Genomic DNA, 16,247 nt, shown 5'->3' with positions numbered 1-16,247 from the left:
AGCCATAGGCGCTTTCAAAAAACGGCAGCCGTTCAAAAACGATCACGTCTGCCGCCTATTCCATCCATTTTTTCCGCTGAACGCTCCTCGCAGCAGCTATTTCCCTCATTACGGACGCACTTCTCCTGCGCTGGAGAGCAAATATCGACGCGCCATCCAAAGGTTCGACAGGGCGAACAGCGTCACCATCTGAGCAGTGTTTTTCACCAAGCCTCGGAAACGCACTTTCGTATAACCAAACTGACGCTTGATCACTCGAAATGGATGCTCAACCTTGGCGCGAACCTGGGCCTTGGCTTTCTCGATCTTGCGCATCGCTTTGTACAGCGCGCTGCGTTTACCGTGTTTTTTGTAGGTACTGCGCCGGGCTGCGATCTGCCAGATGACGTGGCGTCCCGCATGCTCTTCGCGCTTCTCGACACCGGTATAGCCTGCATCGGCGCAGACCACGTTCTCAGCACCGTGTAGCAGTTTGTCGACTTGGGTTATGTCCGCGACGTTGGCCGCAGTGATCACCACGCTGTGCACCAGCCCTGACTCATCGTCGACACCAATGTGAGCTTTGGCACCGAAGTAATACTGGTTACCTTTCTTGGTTTGATGCATCTCAAGGTCGCGTTTGCCGTCCTTGTTCTTGGTCGAACTGGGCGCATGAATCAGCGTGGCATCGACGATGGTGCCTTGTCGCAGCGACAAGCCGCGGTCGCCCAGATAGCCATTGATCACGCCGAGAATACCAGCGGCCAACTCGTGCTTTTCCAGCAGGCGACGGAAGTTGAGGATGGTAGTTTCATCTGGGATCCGCTCCAGGCTCAGACCTGAAAACTGGCGCAAGATCGTCGTCTCGTACAGCGCTTCTTCCATCGCAGGATCGCTGTAACCGAACCAGTTCTGCATGAGATGAACCCGCAGCATCGCCATCAAAGGATAGGCCGGACGCCCCCCTTCGCCCGTCGGGTAATGAGGTTGGATCAGGGCAATCAAACCCTTCCAGGGTACGACCCGATGTATCTCGATCAGGAACAATTCCTTGCGGGTCTGCTTGCGCTTACCGGCGTACTCGGCATCGGCGAAGGTCATTTGCTTCATTGAAAAGCTCGGCGATTGGTGTCCGGAGATTTTGCCAAATCAGGAAGTCTTTTTCAGGATTTCCTTAGTTAAGTGATACACCCAAAGCTTGTGCGATCCCCTCTCCATAAGCCGGATCGGCCTTGAAGAAATACTGCAACTGACGCAGAATAACCTGCGCACTGACACCCGCCATCGCACCGGCGATGTTGTCGATCAACAGCGCACGTTGCTGATCGTTCATCAGACGGAACAAGGCGCCTGCTTGGCTGTAGTAGTCAGTGTCTTCACGGTGATCGAAACGGTCGGCCGCGCCGCTAAGGACCAGGGCTGGATCCGCGTAACGAGGAGCCTGTTGCGGCGCGTCGGCGTAGCTATTCGACTCATAGTTCGCGGCCGCGCCGCCATTGCTGCCAAACGCCATGGCGCCGTCACGCTGGTGGTTGTTCACCGGGCTGCGTGGAGCGTTGACCGGTAACTGCTGGTGGTTTGTACCTACCCGATAGCGGTGAGCGTCGGCATAAGCGAATACTCGGCCCTGCAGCATGCGGTCCGGCGACAGGCCGACGCCTGGCACCACGTTGCTGGGACCAAATGCCGCCTGCTCGACTTCAGCAAAATAGTTCAGCGGGTTGCGGTTCAGCTCCAGCTCACCGATTTCGATCAACGGGAACTCCTTCTGCGACCAAGTCTTGGTCACGTCGAACGGGTTCTCGTAATGAGCCGACGCCTGTGCTTCGCTCATGACTTGGATGCACACGCTCCACCGTGGAAAGTCGCCGTGTTCGATGGCGTTGAACAGGTCACGCTGAGCGTAATCCGGGTCGGTACCGGCCAAGCGAGCCGCCGCGTCCGGTGTCAAATTCTTGATGCCTTGCTGGGTCTTGTAATGCCATTTCACCCAGTGACGCTCGCCCTTGGCGTTGATCAGACTGTAGGTGTGGCTGCCGAAGCCGTGCATATGCCGGTAGCCGTCTGGAATCCCCCGATCCGAGAACAGGATCGTGATCTGGTGCAGGGCCTCGGGAGAGTACGACCAGAAGTCCCACATCGCCTGAGCGCTCTTCAGGTTGCTTTGCGGCAGGCGCTTCTGGGTATGGATGAAGTCAGGAAACTTCAGTGGATCACGAATGAAGAACACCGGCGTGTTGTTTCCGACGATGTCCCAGTTGCCTTCCTCGGTATAAAACTTCAGAGCGAAACCACGCGGGTCACGCTCGGTATCCGCTGAACCCCGCTCACCGCCTACGGTTGAGAACCGCAGGAACGTCGGGGTTTGCTTACCCACGGACTCAAAAAGCTTGGCGCTGGTGTACTTGCTGATGTCCCGGGTAACGGTAAAGGTACCGTAAGCACCCGACCCCTTAGCGTGCACGCGGCGCTCAGGAATATTTTCACGGTTGAAGTGGGCCAGTTTCTCGATCAGATGAAAATCATCGAGCAGAAGCGGACCGCGCGGGCCAGCGGAACGAGAGTTCTGGTTGTCGGAGACTGGGGCACCGCTGGCGGTGGTCAGCACTTTGGTTTCGCTCATGCTCTATTTTCCTCTGTAAGTTGTGCCGTTATCCGCGGCTATCCACCGCCGATTCGGCATTGGAAATGATCACTTCCACACGACGATTCAGTTGAAGGGACTGGGCCGACGAATCATCGGCAATCGGGTATTGCTTGCCGTATCCCTTAGTGGTGATACGGCTCATATCGACACCCAAACGCTGCAGGGCGAAGGCCACGCTTTGCGCGCGTTGGTCAGACAAGCGCTGGTTGAAGGCGTCTGCCCCCACGCTGTCGGTGAAGCCTTCGATCAGTACTTTTCGCTCAGGGTTGCTGACCAAAAAGTCCGCCAACTGCTGAACGTTGCGTTGGTTGCCGGGCTTGAGGTTGGCTTTGCCGGTATCGAACAACACATCGCCAAAGGTGACCACTTCGCCCCGAGGCGTCTGCTTGGCTTTCATCGCCTGCAAGGCCTTGAGCTGTTGGGTCCGTACATCCAGTTGAACCTGGGTGCGTTGCGCATCAATCGTGCTCAAGCCCGCTTCTGCCTTGCGACCGAGAATGGTCTGTTCAGCCAGAGAGATCTTCTGCTTGGCAACGTAGGCCAACTGATCAATCTCCGGGGATTTACGGTCTCGTATGGACAGCAGGTCGGCCTTGCCAAGCGCCGTGAAGGCGTCCTTGGTTTCCAGCGCCGCCAGGGTGTTCGATTAAGGCTGGCTCTGGAGTTTGGAAAAAAGTTGTCGCGCCTCGATCAACTGAGGATTCTCTGGAGTCGCGGCACAACCCGCCAGCACGAGCGTGATTGCGCAAGCGGCAGGGAACAATAGTGAAACACGCATGGAGAACTCCTTGGTTAAAACACGGACCGGACGGGGGACGGTGCCGAATCAGGCGCCTGCAGCATTTCTTGCTTGAGCACTTGGATACCGCTCTGGGCATCGCGCAGCTGTTTCTGGGTCTTGGCCGTGCGTGCCGTACGCTCAGCCAGTGCCGCATCCACCTCGATCTGTTCTGCGAGGATCTTGGCCTGGGCGTAGTTCTTCTCGCCCACCGCACGCTCCATCAGGAACATCTTGTCTTGGGCGGTTTTCATTTGCTCCGGCGCATATTCAGTTGCGCCCGCCGACACTGCCCGATTCACGGCATTCGTCGACAAGGAAATTTGTTCACTGGGTACTGGCGCACTTGCACACGCACTCAGGACCGACACCACCGTAGCGAACAGGACCAAATAACCTGCTCGACGGCCCATAGTTTGAATACTCATCAGACTCTCCGGTTTTTCTGAATTAGATAGTGCTCAACGCTCCCGCCAATAAAGTGAGAACGACTAAAACCAAACAACAATGTTGCTAAACAGCTGTTGGCCACCTCCTTAAACGCATCGTTAGCTATTAAGGCTGCCCGTTACATGGAAAGGGCTCCATGAGGTTGCAGCAATAGTTTCAGGCGTGGCCGCTGCGCCGGCGGATCAATGATGTACATCAAGGTATTTAGCGAGCTGGCGTCCAGAACATCGGCCAGAGACGCATGCACAAGCTGGTCATGACACTCAAGAGAGAGCTCAAGCATCGTGGTTTGATTTTCGTAGAAAAGTGCATGTTGGATTTGCGTTTGTGTACGGCAAAACTCGGCAATGTCGACGCCATAAGGCAAGGCCAGCGCCTTGTTCACGATGACCAAATTAAACAGCTCATTCGGAGTGCTGGTCAGTTGCACCAACTCGTCAAAAGTGCGGACTGGAGCAACCCGGAAGTACCCAAGACCATTCAGCAACTTTTCAATGTGTAATAATTGGCTGTGGTGTTCGTCTGCAATCAGGATGCGTAGGGTTTTATCAATCATTAGCCATTGCTCCAGGCATAAGTTCACGCACGGCAAAGCCATCCGCAGATGAGTGCCTGGAGCGTGTTTATAAAAAGTAATGAAACCAACCAACGTAAAACTTGCCGCTTATTATCACCGCGGCGTGGCTTATGGCTTTACGCCGACTGTGCGTTCGACGCCAATGCACGGATGAAGTCGTTGACCTCTAACGGAGGTGACAACGCAAAGCCCTGACCCACACGGCATCCTGCATCGAGCAACGTTTCTATCTGCTCCGGCGTTTCTATTCCCTCGGCGACAAACTCCAGCTTCATCTCACGCGCAATCGCGATCGCACCGGAGACGGCCGCCCTACAACCCGGTTTGTGGGCCATGCCACGCACAAAACGTCCGTCGATTTTCAGCTCGGAAAACGGCAGCCGGGTAAGCAGATTCAGAGTGGAGGCACCGCAACCGAAATCATCCATGGCAACCGAGAACCCGCGAAGACGCAGCCCACAAAGAGCCGTCGACAACGGCAACATGTCATCGATAGGTACATCTTCGGTCAGTTCAATTTTGAACAGTGAGTTCGGCACTTCAGCCAGCTTGAGGCGCTGCTCCAGCCGGTTGGCAAGCCCCGGCGTGCACAAGGTGATGGCAGATGCATTGGCTGAAATGGGTATGGCAATGCCAAGTTTTTTCAAGCGACGTAACAGCGCCACGACTTTGGCTTCGACATAGTGAAACAGCAGAACGTTAAGACCAGCGTTGTTAGCCAAGGGGACGAATACCGACGGCGAGATATTCCCCAACACCGGGTGTTGCCACCGCGCCAGGGCCTCAGCCCCGACATACTTCCCGGTGATCAGATCAACCTGAGGCTGCAACACAATTCGGATATCGAGGTTGGCCAGTAACGCTTTTAGAAGTTCCTGATCCGTCACGCCACACAAGTCACTTGCTACGTACTGCGAGCCGTTGGAATGGCCTTTCGCAAGCACCTTCAATACATCCTGAGCCGTGTCGGAGCTTAACGAAGGAACTACCTGAACTGACACACCGGCATCTCGTGCCAACTGAGCATGGGAATCCAGCACACCCGAGGTGGAATCGCTGCACCATAGAACATGAGGCAACTGCGACAACACACCTTGCTGGCCCAGGTTCAACAGAAGCGAGGGCAATGCCATGCCGTCATCATGGCCGGCCGAGACAGGGTTGAGAACAAGGTCGAATTTACGTGTATGTAGCACCTTGCTTGCCGCCTCTAGGTCTGCGACCACGGTGGGCTTATACCAAAGACTACTTGCGGCCCATTTACCGCCGTCACCCACAATAAGTACGCGAGGCGATTTAGTCTGGCCTACCCTTTGTTCTCCTGGCATGGTCTTCCCCTCGTTCGGCTAAGTCGCGACATATACACTACTGTACTGGGGAGAAACCACGGGACCTATCAGACAAGGATTAAACAGCAACGTCAGGCCGCAATAATCGATAGTTTTTGTTCAATCGTTAATAAAAGGACGGGCGGCACTTGTCGTCGCCCAGTCATATAAGCTGCACTCAAATTCATCCAGTTCTAGCGAGCTTATTGCGTTTGTGTCACCTACGCCCTGTCGGAATCTATGTTCCAGTCGCCGTGCCTGTGCCGCTGTCTGGGGAGGCATTTTCAGAACTTCGCACGCGCCCACCAAACGATGGGCGTAGCGAGCGGCCTCCTCTGCATTGCCAGACTCATGAGCGAGTTTTAAACCATGAAAGTCAGCCTTAAGCTCCTGTACAACGGCGTTGAGGTCCAACATTTCTTGTACCGGCACGTCATCGATCACATGCTCAAGCGATGCCTCGCTCCAAAGTTGCAGGGCATCACGTAAACTGTCTAGCTTGATAGGTTTTTTTAGCACGCCATCCATGCCCGCCTCAAAGCAGGCTGAGGTATGACTGAAGTCGGTCGAGGCCGAAATGGCCAGGATCGGTGTGGGCGCCAAGCCTCGAGCCGTTTCCTGCTCACGCCAACGCCGTGCGAAGTCATACCCGGTGATGTCGGGCAGGTCGCAGTCCAGCAGTACGATGTCATATTCAGCTTCGTCCAGCGCGCGCAATGCCGACAAACCGTCTGCGGCGAGCCGGTGACGACAGCCCAATACATCAAGCTGTGCCTGAAACACCGCCTGGTTAGCGAAGGTGTCCTCGACCAGCAGCACGTTGAGCTGGCTGGTTTCAGTGAGTTGAAGCTTCTGTTTGGGTGAAGTTTGCGCTTTGTCATGCACCGGCCCCAGGGCCGTGCCCGTTTCGCAAGGCAAGTACACGGTGATCGTCGTACCGCGGTTCAGCTCGCTGTCGACTTCAATCGTGCCCTCCATCAGCTCAACCAGTTGTCTGCAAATGAGCAGGCCCAGCCCGGTACCGCCAAACTTACGCGCCGTTGAAGCGGACGCCTGGGAATAAGGCTTGAACAAGCGCCCCCGGGCCGTCATATCCATGCCGATACCGCTATCGGCAATACGCACATACAGCCCCGCCCGGTGCTCCTTCGAGGCAATCGTTTCATGGCGAAGAGTGACAGTGACACCGCCGCTCAGCGTGAACTTCACGGCATTGCCAATCAGGTTGTGCAAGACCTGCCCGACCCGTAACCGGTCAAGGATCAGCCGCCGGGTAATGGGGCCGTCTTCTATCAATGTCAGGGCGATGCCTTTTTCCTGTGCCCCGAAGTTCAACAGATCGGTGACCGTACGAGACAGGTCCATGATGTCCAGCGGAGCAATATCCAGTTGAAGCCGGCCGGCCTCCAGCTTGGAGATATCCAATACGTCGTCAAGCAGCCTCAACAAGTGTTCAGCGCTGTTGGACGCCACATCCAGGAGGCGTCGCGGCTCTTTCGGTAACTCGAATTGCTGCAGCAGCTCCATGGAAGCCAGGATCGCGTTCATGGGCGAGCGGATCTCATGGCTCAGCACCGCCAGGAACATGGTTTTTTCTTTTTCGCTGCGTACGGCACGGCGACGCTGGCTCCGGGCGTGCAAGGCAAAGCCACTGATCAGCAACAGGCTGAACACGATGAGGGTAATTTGCGGCGAATAGTAGATGAGCAATACCGGCAATGAGGGTGCGCCATAGTCCGTTTTGCAGAACCAGCGCTCGACCATTTGGTCGGTTTCTTTGGCGCTGAGTGAAGACAACGCCTTGTTGATGATGCTGTGCAACACCGGCAAATCTTCACGTACCCCCATGGACAGCTCCATCGGCAGGCTGCCGATGGCGCCCGCCACATGCAGTACGCCCTGGTATTTGCGCGTCAGGTACGGCAGCAATACGGCGCCGGCCCCCACCACGGCATCGGCCTCACCACTGACCACGGCCCTGAGTTCCTGGTCCGGTTTATGGCTGGGCAGGATTTTCACATTCGGGTACAGCGTCTGGATCCGGTCCTGATAAGCCCCTCCGCCCTTGAGGGACACGGTTTTGCCGTCCAGCTTTTGCAGGTCATAGATGGACGTTCCCTGCTCTCGGGTAATGACCACCGTGGTGCCGATAAAGTAGTTATGGGTAAAGGTGATCTGGTCAGCCACGGAAGCCGTGGTGAGCCCGCGCAAGGTCGCAGGCAACACATCCACCTCCTTGTGCTTCAGCATTTCCGTTACCGTGCCCCAGCCGCCGGTGTGCACGATCTCGAACCGCAGCCCCGTGAGCCGCTCGACCTGCCTGACGTACTCAGACGCCAACCCCATGTATTGCCCATTCTCGAAGTACTCGACAGGCTTCCAGTAGGGGTCGATGGCAATGCGTACCACCGGATGTTCGGCGATCCATGCGCGCTCTTCATCGGTAAGTACCAGGGGCTCGCCAATGGCTGGCGCGGCCCAGGCCACAAAAACCAGCGGGTAAATGGCGGCCAGCCACCTCATAGTTCTTCCAGCATGTGCTTGAGTTTGAACAGCTCGTTGTCCGAGGTAACGCCCAGCTTACGAAAGGCCATCGACTTTTGCGTGCTGATGGTTTTTGCGCTTCGACCGAATTTTTGCGCGATGTCACTCACGGTCAAGCCGTCCAGGAAACAGCGAATCACCTCTCGCTCCTTGACGGACAACTTGGCGCCGGTAAGTAGCTTGGCCTCGCCGCTTGGGCTTTCGACCTTCGTTTCCACAGTCGCCGCCACTGAGATTTCGGCTAGGCGATAAGACATGTCGGCGTCCAGAAAAACCGAGCCGGACGCCACCGTGCGGATGGCTTTGACGATCAGTGCCACGTCCTGGCTTTTACCGACAAAACCACGAGCCCCCACCCTGAGTGCCAGCGCGACAGTAGCCGGGTCATAGTGCGAGGAAAGGACAAGAATGCTGCTCTTGGGAAACCTGGAGTTCAGCGCCCGGATCAGCGACACGCCATCAATTTCCGTGGGGCCAAGGGCATAGTCGATAAGCAGTACATCCGCAGGGGCGTCACGCAAGGCTGCGATCATTGTGCGGCTGTTTTCAAAGCTGCCGACGACGATGAAATCAGGTTCGCTCGATAATCGCGACGCCATGCCGAATCGCACGATCGCATGGTCGTCCAGCAAGGCAATGCGAATTTGGGGGCGTAAGTCAAACATGAGTAGCTCCTCATGGAGGCCACTGTTCGAAGTGGGCGCCGAGATCTACGAAAAAAAGAGATCGGTAACAGGTCAAAAAAATACGATGCCAACGTTGGTGTGGCTCACGTGGCCTGTCAGTATTTAGGGATAGTCTGAAGTAGGCCGCTATTTTTCGACTGCTGAGCCATAGGCGCTTTCAAAAAACGGCAGCCGTTCAAAACCGATCACGTCTGCCGCCTATTCCATCCATTTTTTCCGCTGAACGCTCCTCGCAGCAGCTATTTCCCTCATTACGGACGCACCTCTCCTGCGCTGGAGAGCAAATATCGACGCGCCATCCAAAGGTTCGACAGGGCGAACAGCGTCACCATCTGAGCAGTGTTTTTCACCAAGCCTCGGAAACGCACTTTCGTATAACCAAACTGACGCTTGATCACTCGAAATGGATGCTCAACATTGGCGCGAACCTGGGCCTTGGCTTTCTCGATCTTGCGCATCGCTTTGTACAGCGCGCTGCGTTTACCGTGTTTTTTGTAGGTACTGCGCCGGGCTGCGATCTGCCAGATGACGTGGCGTCCCGCATGCTCTTCGCGCTTCTCGACACCGGTATAGCCTGCATCGGCGCAGACCACGTTCTCAGCACCGTGTAGCAGTTTGTCGACTTGGGTTATGTCCGCGACGTTGGCCGCAGTGATCACCACGCTGTGCACCAGCCCTGACTCATCGTCGACACCAATGTGAGCTTTGGCACCGAAGTAATACTGGTTACCTTTCTTGGTTTGATGCATCTCAGGGTCGCGTTTGCCGTCCTTGTTCTTGGTCGAACTGGGCGCATGAATCAGCGTGGCATCGACGATGGTGCCTTGTCGCAGCGACAAGCCGCGGTCGCCCAGATAGCCATTGATCACGCCGAGAATACCAGCGGCCAACTCGTGCTTTTCCAGCAGGCGACGGAAGTTGAGGATGGTAGTTTCATCTGGGATCCGCTCCAGGCTCAGACCTGAAAACTGGCGCAAGATCGTCGTCTCGTACAGCGCTTCTTCCATCGCAGGATCGCTGTAACCGAACCAGTTCTGCATGAGATGAACCCGCAGCATCGCCATCAAAGGATAGGCCGGACGCCCCCCTTCGCCCGTCGGGTAATGAGGTTGGATCAGGGCAATCAAACCCTTCCAGGGTACGACCCGATGCATCTCGATCAGGAACAATTCCTTGCGGGTCTGCTTGCGCTTACCGGCGTACTCGGCATCGGCGAAGGTCATTTGCTTCATTGAAAAGCTCGGCGATTGGTGTCCGGAGATTTTGCCAAATCAGGAAGTCTTTTTCAGGATTTCCCTAACAACAGCTCAGCAAATCTCGCACACCTATATAGAAAGAAATGCGTTGATGCGTGCCGAAACTATGCAAATCTTCAGGGAAATGAGAAATGATGTAAAATCAAAAGATATCAAAGCTTAAAATTTCACAAATATGATTTTTTATAATTTTGCGGATCGATTGTGCTTGCGGCATTTTAACTCAGACCGGATCAAGGGATTTAACTCAAAGGTGTCGTGTTTTCCGGACAGCTAAATCATTGCCATATTTAAGTAAGCAGGTGCTGGAAGCTTCGCACTGGAGCCGTTTTGTGAGCGCGGCTGCTTTCTATACCTAGGGATAGTCTGAAGTAGGCCGCTATTTTTCGACTGCTGAGCCATAGGCGCTTTCAAAAAACGGCAGCCGTTCAAAAACGATCACGTCTGCCGCCTATTCCATCCATTTTTTCCGCTGAACGCTCCTCGCAGCAGCTATTTCCCTCATTACGGACGCACTTCTCCTGCGCTGGAGAGCAAATATCGACGCGCCATCCAAAGGTTCGACAGGGCGAACAGCGTCACCATCTGAGCAGTGTTTTTCACCAAGCCTCGGAAACGCACTTTCGTATAACCAAACTGACGCTTGATCACTCGAAATGGATGCTCAACCTTGGCGCGAACCTGGGCCTTGGCTTTCTCGATCTTGCGCATCGCTTTGTACAGCGCGCTGCGTTTACCGTGTTTTTTGTAGGTACTGCGCCGGGCTGCGATCTGCCAGATGACGTGGCGTCCCGCATGCTCTTCGCGCTTCTCGACACCGGTATAGCCTGCATCGGCGCAGACCACGTTCTCAGCACCGTGTAGCAGTTTGTCGACTTGGGTTATGTCCGCGACGTTGGCCGCAGTGATCACCACGCTGTGCACCAGCCCTGACTCATCGTCGACACCAATGTGAGCTTTGGCACCGAAGTAATACTGGTTACCTTTCTTGGTTTGATGCATCTCAGGGTCGCGTTTGCCGTCCTTGTTCTTGGTCGAACTGGGCGCATGAATCAGCGTGGCATCGACGATGGTGCCTTGTCGCAGCGACAAGCCGCGGTCGCCCAGATAGCCATTGATCACGCCGAGAATACCAGCGGCCAACTCGTGCTTTTCCAGCAGGCGACGGAAGTTGAGGATGGTAGTTTCATCTGGGATCCGCTCCAGGCTCAGACCTGAAAACTGGCGCAAGATCGTCGTCTCGTACAGCGCTTCTTCCATCGCAGGATCGCTGTAACCGAACCAGTTCTGCATGAGATGAACCCGCAGCATCGCCATCAAAGGATAGGCCGGACGCCCCCCTTCGCCCGTCGGGTAATGAGGTTCGATCAGGGCAATCAAACCCTTCCAGGGTACGACCCGATGCATCTCGATCAGGAACAATTCCTTGCGGGTCTGCTTGCGCTTACCGGCGTACTCGGCATCGGCGAAGGTCATTTGCTTCATTGAAAAGCTCGGCGATTGGTGTCCGGAGATTTTGCCAAATCAGGAAGTCTTTTTCAGGATTTCCCTAGCGTACCAAGTTTAGTGACATTGACGCTTCGCTGATGATGCGTCCGCGGGGACTTGAGAGCGAAACCTCCGCCTCAGAAAAATATACGCCTAAGTGCGCTTGACGTTCCGAAATCATTCAGGAAACCGTAGCAAAAAAGTGATACTGCCCTCCGAGCTAAGATTGGTTGCACGAATAAAATTTCGTTCCGGTCCGGTCAGCATTAAGGCGGTGCTCCTTACAATGGGTGTCAGCCTCATCAGTTATCATTACCAACCGAGCTCTTTTACTGAGCATGCCAAGGTTGCTGATAAGCTTATTCGTCTCACCAACAACCAGCCTAACTGAGGACTTGGCCTGTACTTACTTTATCTTCGCAACTTGAAAGCGCCTATGGCTCAGCAGTCGAAAAATAGCGGCCTACTTCAGACTATCCTTAGGGTGATTTGTTTCAAATGGTCAAACGGTGTTTACACATTGCCATCGAAGCCCTCCCGGTAAGACGTCACGTGGAAAGCATGTAGCTGAATTGGCCGTACAACAGGGGAAAGGCCGACATTTTGTTGTGATGCACGAAAGCCAGTGGCGACAGATCGCCACTGGCTTTGGTATGTTTACAGACCTTACAGATAGACAAGTTCGAGCGTGGCCGAGCCGTCCAGTGTAACGTTGGCGGTTAATGGCAGAGCGCTGGCCTTGTTCAGGACCGCTTGAACCGAAAAACTTCCGGAGAGCACGGAGAACGCTACGGGTAAACCGGTGCTCGTTGACGCCCACGACGTGAGATAAGTTCCCGTTTTGATCTGACTTCCGTCAGTAGTCGGACTCCAACTAGTACCACTATTGGAGCTTCTAATCGCCACGACAGCCTTGGTGTCAGCAGTGAAGGTACCTTGCTTCATTAGCATCGCATATCCACCTACATTGGCACCCGATACCGCACCCAGTCCATAGTTGTAAACATCAGGAAAACTCGATCCAATTGCCATGGTTATACCGGGAACCACGCTACTTTCGCGGTTGTCGACTGCGCGAATAGCAACCTTGGATGGCGCATTACACCTGATGGTAAAGTCAACCACTTTCTCGGGCAGCAAGGTGAAGTTAGTCTTGCTTAGCTCGGCAGCCCCAATGGTGCCGTAGTCGATGGTACCACCACCCGCCATGGTTGGAGTGCAAGCGCCAGGGGTGATAGTACCGATAACTTTGACGTCAATGGAAGCCGCTTGGGCACTGAAGCTAGCAACTGCTGCGCTTGCAGCCAGTGCTAAAACAGCCAATTTAGGATTAAAACTCATAGGGATAACTCCGTGAGTAAGCTTGATACAACTGAATAGTTGAAGAGACGGCTTATTTGCCGCTTGCTTATAAACACATCAACATTCTCTACTGCATGTAGCAGATCGCTCTATAGGGCTAGGCCCAAAAATCCCAACTAACTTTTAACTTCTTATTGAGTGTCCAGCGTCAGGGCACCGTGACCTTCAAGCAAGGTGACATCCCGTGTCCGGGTCATTGCTTCGTCGATGTACGTCTCGATCTCGACTTGAACCGAAAACACCTTACCCACAGCGCGCTGACCTTGCGCAGCGGCAGTGACCGTCTGATTTGGTCGCAGCTGCACCGCTGTCGACGCCGCTGCCGTGCCTCCTGTGGAACCCGCCGTTTGCGCCAACTGAACCGCTGCGCCATCCAGCGTGGCGTTTTTGAGCTTGACCGTGAACCGGCCCTTGCCGGCGAACCGGTAGCTGTCCAGGTCCGCCGCTTCGCCATCGAAATGCAGCCGTAGGGTGGTGGCTTGCCGACACACTGCGGTTAACGTCAACTGGCGACTGCCCAAGGCAATCGGAGCAAGTCCCTGGCCAATATCCATTTCGGCGCGATTCAAGTCGCCGTAATTCACTTCCGCGTTGCTCAGCCGCAGGTCGCAGTCGGCCGCGAAGGCGCCATTGGCAGCCACGGCCAACACCGTGCCCAGCCACCATGTGCGGTTGATCCGGGCCTCAGGGCGCATGACAGACCGCCGGCGCCACATCGTAAAAAGCCTCATTGTCAGTCTCCTTGGGGAAGTCGATCTTCAACACGCAACGCTTGTCGTCTGGCAGGGCAACTTTCAGCACCTGATCCGGACCCAGGTCGGAAAGGAAAATGGTCCCCTTATCCAGCACCGTGGTGAGGAAGTTGTTTTTGCCGTCGAGTACCGACGAGCCTTTTGGCAATGGCTCACCCGCGCTGTCAGTGGCGGTGATCAAAATGCGTTGGGCCTTGATGACCTTGAACGCCATATGGTTGACCGAGCCCCGCCCGGCCCCGACGGCCTGGAAACCGTTTTGCAGGTCGACCCGTTTTGGCAGCGACTTGGTCTGCACCTCGATGCGGCTCTCGCGATAGGCACTTAGCTGCGGCACCACGGCCTGACCTGACTTGTCTGTCCACACCGGACCAAACGGCGTTGAGAGCTTCACGCCAGACAAGTCACCGACTTCGACGATGCCGAAGGTGTCTTGTACCGGATAGGGCGAGAACGTCAAGCCGCCCTTGTGGGCCACCGCACCACCGGAGAGCCGGCCGTTGTAGTTCTTACTGTCTGGGCCCTGGGCATAACCCAGGTCCAGGCTGGTGTAGCGAGGTATCGCGGACACGTTCGCGGAGGAATAGTTACCGCCCTGGTTGCCGGTGCTTTCGCTGCTCAGGCGATAGTTGAGCTGGTCGTCGACTACGTCGGAAAACGTCGCACCGACACGCTGCGTATCACCACGTCGGCTGGCATAAGTGCGCATGCTGCGTGACCCGCCGAGGGGAATGCTGACGCTCACATACATCGCGTTGTCACCGCCACCGTAGCTGGAGGAGCCGCTCAAGGCGGTTTCCACCGTGGCGGAAACGGTCGCATGCTTGAACGTTTGGCCCCATGAGCCGACCAGGCGGTTGGTGACGTCGCCGTCAAACGTGCGGCTGGGCGCAACAGATACGTTGAAGCTGCCCAGCGTACTGTCAGACCAGCCCAACGAGGCGCTGTACTGGCTCTGATAGCGGGTGTTGTACCAGTCGCCGTTCTGTCTCAGCGTGGTGTCGGAGAGGTCACGATAACCCATGGTCTGCTGGGTGGCCGACACGCTGGCCGAGAACTTCTCCGAGAGGCGAGTGCTTACGGAAACACTGGCCTGAGTGCCTTTGACCGCTTCCTTGCTGGCGTTCGAGTACACGTTACGCACACTGAGGCTGGTGTCCCGCGCCAGGCTGGTATCGGCGCCCCAACCGACAGATTGATACTCCGCGGCGGCCATCAGGCCAGTGGTAGCGGTCAGATTTTCCTGCAGGCTCCAGGTACCCGTACCGGTTGCTACCCAGGGTTGATCTTCATCGCCATCGCCCAGGCTGCGGACTTTACCGGCAGAGAAGGTGTAACCAGGCCGGGCCGCTATCGCGTTGCGAAACGAAGCGGCCGGCACCACGAAGTGGCGCTCTGCCCCAGTGACGTCACGCACGGTGACGTCCAGGTCGGAGCCGCTGTTCAGCAGGGGAATGTCCGTCAGCGCGAACGGGCCTTCCGGTACGATTGTGGTGTAGATCAGCGCGCCAACCTGGCGTACCTCCACCGTGGACTGCCCCTGGGCAATACCTTCCACCAGGGCACCCGAGCCCGCGGAGCCCATCAACGCCGTTTCGGGCAGAATCTGAACACCGGTAATGGAGGCACCCGAGAACAGAGGGCTGTTGATATTGATCTGGCCAGCCTGCACCACCGCTTTCTGCTCGGTAAACGTGCGCTGTGCGTAGGCATACAAATGCTCGAAGTTCGCCTTGTCTTCGTTCTTGGTGTAGAGCTGGCGGCTGCGGACGATCCAGTCACCCATGTTGAAACCGAGCTCGGTCGAGCCAGACACGTAGTCGCGGGACTGCCCGCTGAACTCCGAGCGCATGGCCATCACGCCGTAGTTGAGGATGGCTGCGCTACCGCCATGACTGAAATCCATGGCTTCGGGGGCATCGCCCAGGAGGGCATCCTGCGGGACGACCAGGAAGATCTCGTCCTTGTTCGGACGCAGGCTCACTTCAGTCTGTGGATAAGCGGCCACAAAGTTATAGCACTTGCCATTTGTACTACTTAGGTTCAGAACAAATTGAGAATCTGGTACTTGCAGACGCGCTTTGGCGAGCAAGTCTTCATCGAAGCAAAATTCACCCTGGTGATTAAACTGGGCATCTATTCTGCCGAATTTGATGCCGTTGACTACCAGCGACACTACGCGCCGACCTTCGGTAAACTTTGAAGCTTCACGAAAGTACTCTGCAAGTTTAGGGTCAATGCCACGCGCTTTGAGCGTATCCATGTCGAAGCTCGCCAGAAGGTCAGAATCTTTCTTCTGTTCGGCCTGCACTTGCGCTAAACCCGTACTCGGGACGATAACCAGCGCACTCCAGATCGCATAAGCAAGTGGGGAGAATGCCCGGCTTATTGTGCGATTGA

13 protein-coding genes are annotated in these 16,247 nt (G+C 55.7%); all 13 read right to left on the bottom strand.

From position 1 onward, the window contains the following. Positions 1-108: 108 nt before the first annotated feature. Positions 109-1,089, bottom strand: coding sequence for an IS5 family transposase (locus CPH89_RS14540; RefSeq protein ID WP_096236804.1), 981 nt, complete (start codon positions 1,087-1,089; stop codon positions 109-111). A 64-nt stretch (positions 1,090-1,153) separates the two neighbouring features. After that, on the bottom strand, positions 1,154-2,602 hold the full coding sequence (locus CPH89_RS14535) for a catalase (protein ID WP_084375879.1): 1,449 nt from the start codon (positions 2,600-2,602) through the stop codon (positions 1,154-1,156). 28 nt (positions 2,603-2,630) lie between these two features. Next, the gene (locus CPH89_RS14530; protein ID WP_307675071.1) at positions 2,631-3,170 is read right to left on the bottom strand and encodes an OmpA family protein; all 540 of its coding nucleotides are present in this window, start codon (positions 3,168-3,170) and stop codon (positions 2,631-2,633) included. A 248-nt stretch (positions 3,171-3,418) separates the two neighbouring features. Then, on the bottom strand, positions 3,419-3,832 hold the full coding sequence (locus CPH89_RS14525; RefSeq protein WP_084375880.1) for a DUF4398 domain-containing protein: 414 nt from the start codon (positions 3,830-3,832) through the stop codon (positions 3,419-3,421). A gap of 140 nt (positions 3,833-3,972) precedes the next feature. Continuing rightward, positions 3,973-4,410 carry a hypothetical protein gene (locus tag CPH89_RS14520; RefSeq protein ID WP_084375881.1) on the bottom strand — a complete coding sequence of 146 codons (438 nt, stop codon included), beginning with the start codon at positions 4,408-4,410 and terminating at the stop codon, positions 3,973-3,975. A 137-nt stretch (positions 4,411-4,547) separates the two neighbouring features. Then, on the bottom strand, positions 4,548-5,759 hold the full coding sequence (locus CPH89_RS14515; RefSeq protein ID WP_084375882.1) for an EAL domain-containing protein: 1,212 nt from the start codon (positions 5,757-5,759) through the stop codon (positions 4,548-4,550). Positions 5,760-5,879: 120 nt separating this feature from the next. Then, entirely contained in the window at positions 5,880-8,246 is a 2,367-nt protein-coding gene (locus tag CPH89_RS14510) for an ATP-binding protein (RefSeq protein ID WP_167422737.1), read from the bottom strand. 32 nt (positions 8,247-8,278) lie between these two features. After that, positions 8,279-8,968, bottom strand: a complete 690-nt coding sequence (locus CPH89_RS14505) for a response regulator (protein ID WP_084375884.1) — start codon at positions 8,966-8,968, stop codon at positions 8,279-8,281. Between the two features lie 272 nt (positions 8,969-9,240). Further along, on the bottom strand, positions 9,241-10,221 hold the full coding sequence (locus CPH89_RS14500) for an IS5 family transposase (protein WP_096236801.1): 981 nt from the start codon (positions 10,219-10,221) through the stop codon (positions 9,241-9,243). 528 nt (positions 10,222-10,749) lie between these two features. Continuing rightward, on the bottom strand, positions 10,750-11,730 hold the full coding sequence (locus CPH89_RS14495; RefSeq protein ID WP_096236799.1) for an IS5 family transposase: 981 nt from the start codon (positions 11,728-11,730) through the stop codon (positions 10,750-10,752). A gap of 669 nt (positions 11,731-12,399) precedes the next feature. Further along, a complete protein-coding gene (locus CPH89_RS14490) occupies positions 12,400-13,074 on the bottom strand; it encodes a DUF1120 domain-containing protein (protein WP_084375878.1) in 675 nt (224 codons plus the stop codon). A 152-nt stretch (positions 13,075-13,226) separates the two neighbouring features. After that, positions 13,227-13,790 carry a DUF1120 domain-containing protein gene (locus tag CPH89_RS14485; protein ID WP_084375877.1) on the bottom strand — a complete coding sequence of 188 codons (564 nt, stop codon included), beginning with the start codon at positions 13,788-13,790 and terminating at the stop codon, positions 13,227-13,229. Then, positions 13,780-16,110: a fimbria/pilus outer membrane usher protein gene (locus CPH89_RS14480; RefSeq protein ID WP_157750146.1), complete on the bottom strand. Its 2,331-nt coding sequence runs from the start codon at positions 16,108-16,110 to the stop codon at positions 13,780-13,782. Before CPH89_RS14480 ends, CPH89_RS14485 begins: the two co-directional genes overlap by 11 nt. Positions 16,111-16,247 lie beyond the last annotated feature (137 nt).

It is taken from the genome of Pseudomonas fluorescens (assembly GCF_900215245.1).
Classification (GTDB): domain Bacteria; phylum Pseudomonadota; class Gammaproteobacteria; order Pseudomonadales; family Pseudomonadaceae; genus Aquipseudomonas; species Aquipseudomonas fluorescens.
Note: the sequence above shows the minus strand (reverse complement) of the source record. Positions and strands in the feature narration are given on the sequence as shown.